Source organism: Vreelandella rituensis (genome assembly GCF_003336665.1).
Taxonomy (GTDB): Bacteria; Pseudomonadota; Gammaproteobacteria; order Pseudomonadales; family Halomonadaceae; genus Vreelandella; species Vreelandella rituensis.
Genome location: NZ_QPIJ01000109.1, coordinates 1 through 4,396 on the forward strand (window position 1 = coordinate 1; position 4,396 = coordinate 4,396).

Below are 4,396 nucleotides of genomic sequence, written 5' to 3' on the forward strand. Positions count from 1 at the left end.
TGCAGGTGTTTACGATCACCGCTGCGCCACGCCTCAAACCGTGTCACGAAGGAGCGGACTTGACCAACCGCATCCATGATAGCGACACGGCGAAGGTACGATGGAAATTTGTAGTAGCGTTTAGCAAAGTACGTGTAGCGTACCTGTGGCCGTTTTTGGGTGGGATGTATCAGCCGTTCTATTACCTCGACCACCGCGTTCCCTGCAGCCAGTGCGTATACGCCACGGTCATGAGATCGCGCACCAATCGCCGATACAGCGCCAGCGTATCCGTCAGAGCGGCCTGTTGGTCGGCACTGGTGACGTGTAGCGCCAGGGAGTCGGAACGGATGATCGGCATAAGAAAACTATATATCCAACCAGTTATAAGAACAAGCAAGGCTGACGCCTTGCCCTGCCTTAACTGACGACTCATTCAGAGAATCGAATCGCAGAATGCGGCAGGATTTTGTTCAAGGAGGGAAGCCCATGACCCAAATGCGCTGGGAACGATTACTTTCTCCGCAACGTCTGCACGATAGCCGACCGGGAGGATCTCAGGAAATCGGCCGTAGCCCTTTTCATAAAGATCATGACCGCATTGTGTTTTCCGGCTCGTTTCGTCGCTTGGGGCGAAAGACTCAAGTGCATCCGCTGACCGAAAACGATCATATACATACACGCCTGACGCACTCTTTGGAAGTGGGTTGCGTCGGACGCTCTCTTGGCATGATTGTGGGAGAGCTGTTGCGTGATCACCTACCTGCCTGGATCACCCCTGCTGACATGGGCGTTATCGTGCAGACCGCTTGTCTGGGGCACGATATTGGCAATCCGCCCTTTGGCCATGCGGGTGAGTATGCCATCCGCGACTGGTTTCGGCGCGCTGAGACTAGCGGCTTACTTAAAGGCCTCTCGCAGGCTGAGCGGGAAGACCTACTCACCTACGAAGGCAATGCTCAAGGGTTTCGCGTCATTACTCAGATCGAGTATAACCAGTTCAACGGTGGCATGCGCTTGAGCGCTGCTACGCTGGGGACTCTGCTGAAATACCCCTGGACGGTGGAACATGCCGGCCTAGCAGGAAAATTTGGCTGCTATCAGTCCGAAAAAGCCTTGCTGGATGAAGTTGCCACAGCGCTTGGTTTGATTCCGCAAGGGCTGCAACGCTGGTGTCGCCACCCTCTGGCCTGGTTGGTCGAGGCTGCCGATGATATCTGTTATGCCCTTCTCGACCTGGAAGATGGTCTGGAAATGGGTATTCTGCGCTATTCGGAAGTTGCCGAAATTCTTCAACAAATTGCGGGTGATATTCCGCCGGACTATGCTGCCATGCAGGCTCGGGGTGCCTCGCAGCGACGCTGCATTGCCTTATTGCGGGGCGCGGCAATGGAGCGAGCAGTCAATGAAGTAGGAGCGGTATTCGTTCAGCATGAAAGCGCCTTGCTCAATGGCACGCTGCAACAGGATTTGCTAGAGCTATGCCATCCGGATCTGGGCTGGGGTGTTCAGGCGGCAAAACAGTTGGCTCGCGAGCGGATTTTCCAGAACGAACGCAAAGCTAAATTGGAGATTGGCGCTTACACCACCCTGGGCATTCTTCTGGAAGCTTTCATCGGTGCGGCTTTTGAACTGCATCACACCGGGCGTTCTTCCTTCAAGCACCAGCGCGTGCTGGCCTTGATTGGTGAAAATACCCCTCTACCCTCATGGCCGTTATATGCCAGCTATCGGCGTATGCTCGACTTTATCGGTGGCATGACCGATCACTATGCTGTGGATTTGGCTCAGGAGATGGGAGGACGTCTGCGCGGTTAAACCGACGGCTGCTTGAGGTGCTTGTGCTCCAGCGTTTGTGAACGTTCCACAAGCAAACGAATTACCTTGTCATGAATGGCTTGGCTCATGGAACCTGGCTCCAACTCGGTCAACTGCTGTGCCAACGTTTCCCCACTGACCACCAACACATCGCCTGCGGCTTCTCGAGTATCGATTTCCCATCCAGGCAATGCCAGAACGCCCTGCACAGGGACGGTTACACCACAGTGCTGGGTCAGCCACTGGCTCATCCAGCGCGTTCCTTGGCGTGTCTTGTATAGCGGGCGGCGTTCCTGCCAGTGGGGAAAGCGTAAGCGCTCCCGCTCAACCGCTACCTGCTTGAGCTCACGTCCGTCGGGGGCGACCGGCCAGGCACGTGCCCGGGTTTCAACCACAAAAATGCCATGCGGGGTTACCGCCACATGGTCGATGGTAAAGCTATCGGTAGACACATCATGAAAAACATAATAAGGATGAGCTTCTGGACGAATCAGTTGCTCAAGTTCCTGGCCGATTGCAAGATCACAAGCCAAGCCCAGTTTGAGCCGGCGAATACGTTGGTAATCCCGAATCAAAAGTAAAGAGAACGCCAATACCAGCCCAGTACTCAACAACCCATACAGCGCCCATTCGACCCAATCCTGCTCGGGAGCGAACAGCATTCTCCCCATGCCATAGACAAGAGGGGCAAGGCTGATAATGGGACCCAGGGCACCGTTGATGAACAAGCTGGAAAAGGCATTATCCAGCCGGCTACGCAATGCTTGCCCAGGCTCTTTGAGCAAGTGTGCATCGAAAGGTGAATGCACCCGGGCATCATGCAAGTTTCGCAGAGCCACCACGATGCCGGCCATTGCCGCCATGGGAAACAAGAATATCAGGGGTAAAAGGTATTCCAGCCAAACCATCGGAGTTCCTTGCCCCAGAAGGGTGAGTGATTAGATGAAACAGGCCGACCATGATGGAATCGCTGTACCGAGGTAGTGAACTACCCCCCGGCGAGCTTGACGGTGTAGCCTTGCCGGCTCAATTCCTCGCGTAGGGTTTCGCGGTGATCACCCTGAATTTCAATGATACCGTCTTTCACTGCACCGCCGGTACCACACCGTTTCTTGAGTTGTTTGGCCAGGTTTTTCAATTCGGCTTCGGGTAGCGGAATACCTGACACGGTAGTAACGCCCTTGCCCTTTCGGCCGCTGGTTTCACGTCGTATGCGTACGATGCCATCCAGTAATGCAAGACGCTCCTGTTGAGCCAGTTGTTCACACTGGCACTGCTCGACCGGCTGGCGGCAGCCAGGGCATGTTTCACCATGCTCGGTGGAATACACTAGCCCGGTGTGCTGATCTCGGGAAGAGGTCATGGCTAAGCTCCTTGATACTCGCGTTACGGTTCATGGCGTATAGGGTAAAGTGACGTTTCACGCATCGACACCAAGTTAGCCACCATTGCAGGAAGCTGGAACATATTAGTGATCATGATAGCCCCTTCCGGGGTTAGCTCAGCATCAGGATAACGATTCACGTGAATAACTGTCATGCCTGCTTCCAGCGCTGCACGCACTCCCACAATGGCATCATCAATGGCGATACAGTCGCGAGCAGCAAACCCCATGATACTGGCCGCATGCAAGTGCAGACAGGGCTCTGGTTTCCAGCAATTGGCGGTATACCCGCTGAACAGCCGCGCCCCGAAGTAATCGGTTAGACCGGTGGCTTTCAGTGCGGCGCGAATTTTGGCTTCCGGCCCGTTGGAGACTACTGCGCTGGGGTAGTCTGCCAGTGCTTTTAGTGCTTCGATGGCCCCGGGAATAGGGGTCAGCTCAAGCTCTAGCCGCCGCGCCAGGTTCGTGCGCATCGCGGTTTCCATGATCTTGAGCTGCTCAGGATCAACGGCACCATGTCGTTGCTGTAACTCCGCCACGATACGCCTGAAGCGTGTTCCACGGAATTCGCCCAGATAGTCTTCGGCAACAAAAGGCAGTCCCACGGCTTTTAAACCGATCGCCATTTCTTCGGCCAACAGCGGTTCACTGTCTACCAAGGTTCCGTCGCAATCAAATAGCAGGCAGAGTGGGCGAGACATTAAAGTTCCCTTGCAAGCGATTCGGCAGGTAGCCAGTGTCACATAAGTCGCCGAACATTGGCTATTGAACGAAATTTTACCCCTTTTGTGAACAGTGTTCTGTAATTTTTTACGGGCATGGCTGATAAAAAATGAATCGGTGCGGAGGAGGGGCTATAGGTGTGAGGTAGAGGAATAGTGAATTTGACCTCACAGAAGCTGAAGTCTGGTTCCGTTGTGCATCGCCTGGAAAATCAACGGAACCAATCCAGCTAGCTGATTTGCCAAATCATGGCTTGGAAAGGCGTCGAGAGTTGGCACTACTACGGCGATGATAAGGGCTCATGGCGCGGCGGCTGGTGACCCACCAGGGAACATGTTGGCCGAATGCCATGTTGAGTAGGGTTTTTTGCATTTGAACCCTCCGACGATTCATTCAAAGAATAGAATCGCGGATTCCCATCACTCTCACGCGCTTTGTTGCCAAAGTGTGGAGAGCGTGACCGGAGTTCGCGGTGTGCGAGTCGGCGTTTGC

At 54.4% G+C, this 4,396-nt stretch carries 6 protein-coding genes; 1 reads left to right on the top strand and 5 read right to left on the bottom strand.

Annotated elements, in window-relative coordinates:
• Nucleotides 1-181: 181 nt before the first annotated feature.
• The gene (locus tag DU506_RS22045; RefSeq protein ID WP_220254488.1) at nt 182-340 is read right to left on the bottom strand and encodes a hypothetical protein; all 159 of its coding nucleotides are present in this window, start codon (nt 338-340) and stop codon (nt 182-184) included.
• A gap of 128 nt (nt 341-468) precedes the next feature.
• Here DU506_RS22045 and DU506_RS20595 point away from each other — a divergent pair, with 128 nt between their 5' ends.
• Nucleotides 469-1,797 (top strand): deoxyguanosinetriphosphate triphosphohydrolase, encoded by a 1,329-nt coding sequence (locus DU506_RS20595; protein WP_114488715.1) that lies wholly within the window; start codon nt 469-471, stop codon nt 1,795-1,797.
• Here the strand turns inward: DU506_RS20595 and DU506_RS20600 are convergent.
• The 4 genes from DU506_RS20600 to DU506_RS22635 all read right to left on the bottom strand — a co-directional run bounded on the left by DU506_RS20600 (nt 1,794) and on the right by DU506_RS22635 (nt 4,276).
• Nucleotides 1,794-2,705, bottom strand: coding sequence for a nuclease-related domain-containing protein (locus DU506_RS20600; protein ID WP_114488716.1), 912 nt, complete (start codon nt 2,703-2,705; stop codon nt 1,794-1,796). The genes DU506_RS20595 and DU506_RS20600 overlap by 4 nt on opposite strands.
• A gap of 80 nt (nt 2,706-2,785) precedes the next feature.
• Nucleotides 2,786-3,160, bottom strand: coding sequence for a translation initiation factor Sui1 (locus tag DU506_RS20605; protein WP_114488717.1), 375 nt, complete (start codon nt 3,158-3,160; stop codon nt 2,786-2,788).
• Between the two features lie 23 nt (nt 3,161-3,183).
• Entirely contained in the window at nt 3,184-3,882 is a 699-nt protein-coding gene (locus DU506_RS20610) for an HAD-IA family hydrolase (protein WP_114488718.1), read from the bottom strand.
• A 268-nt stretch (nt 3,883-4,150) separates the two neighbouring features.
• Nucleotides 4,151-4,276, bottom strand: a complete 126-nt coding sequence (locus DU506_RS22635; protein ID WP_328588007.1) for a hypothetical protein — start codon at nt 4,274-4,276, stop codon at nt 4,151-4,153.
• Nucleotides 4,277-4,396 lie beyond the last annotated feature (120 nt).

Bases quoted from the DNA above. Each gene is read 5' to 3' on its own strand.
- DU506_RS20605 (WP_114488717.1), bottom strand. From the start codon at position 3,160: ATGACCTCTTCCCGAGATCAGCACACCGGGCTAGTGTATTCCACCGAG.
- DU506_RS20610 (WP_114488718.1), bottom strand. From the start codon at position 3,882: ATGTCTCGCCCACTCTGCCTGCTATTTGATTGCGACGGAACCTTGGTA.
- DU506_RS22635 (WP_328588007.1), bottom strand. From the start codon at position 4,276: ATGCAAAAAACCCTACTCAACATGGCATTCGGCCAACATGTTCCCTGG.
- DU506_RS20600 (WP_114488716.1), bottom strand. From the start codon at position 2,705: ATGGTTTGGCTGGAATACCTTTTACCCCTGATATTCTTGTTTCCCATG.
- DU506_RS20595 (WP_114488715.1), top strand. From the start codon at position 469: ATGACCCAAATGCGCTGGGAACGATTACTTTCTCCGCAACGTCTGCAC.
- DU506_RS22045 (WP_220254488.1), bottom strand. From the start codon at position 340: ATGCCGATCATCCGTTCCGACTCCCTGGCGCTACACGTCACCAGTGCC.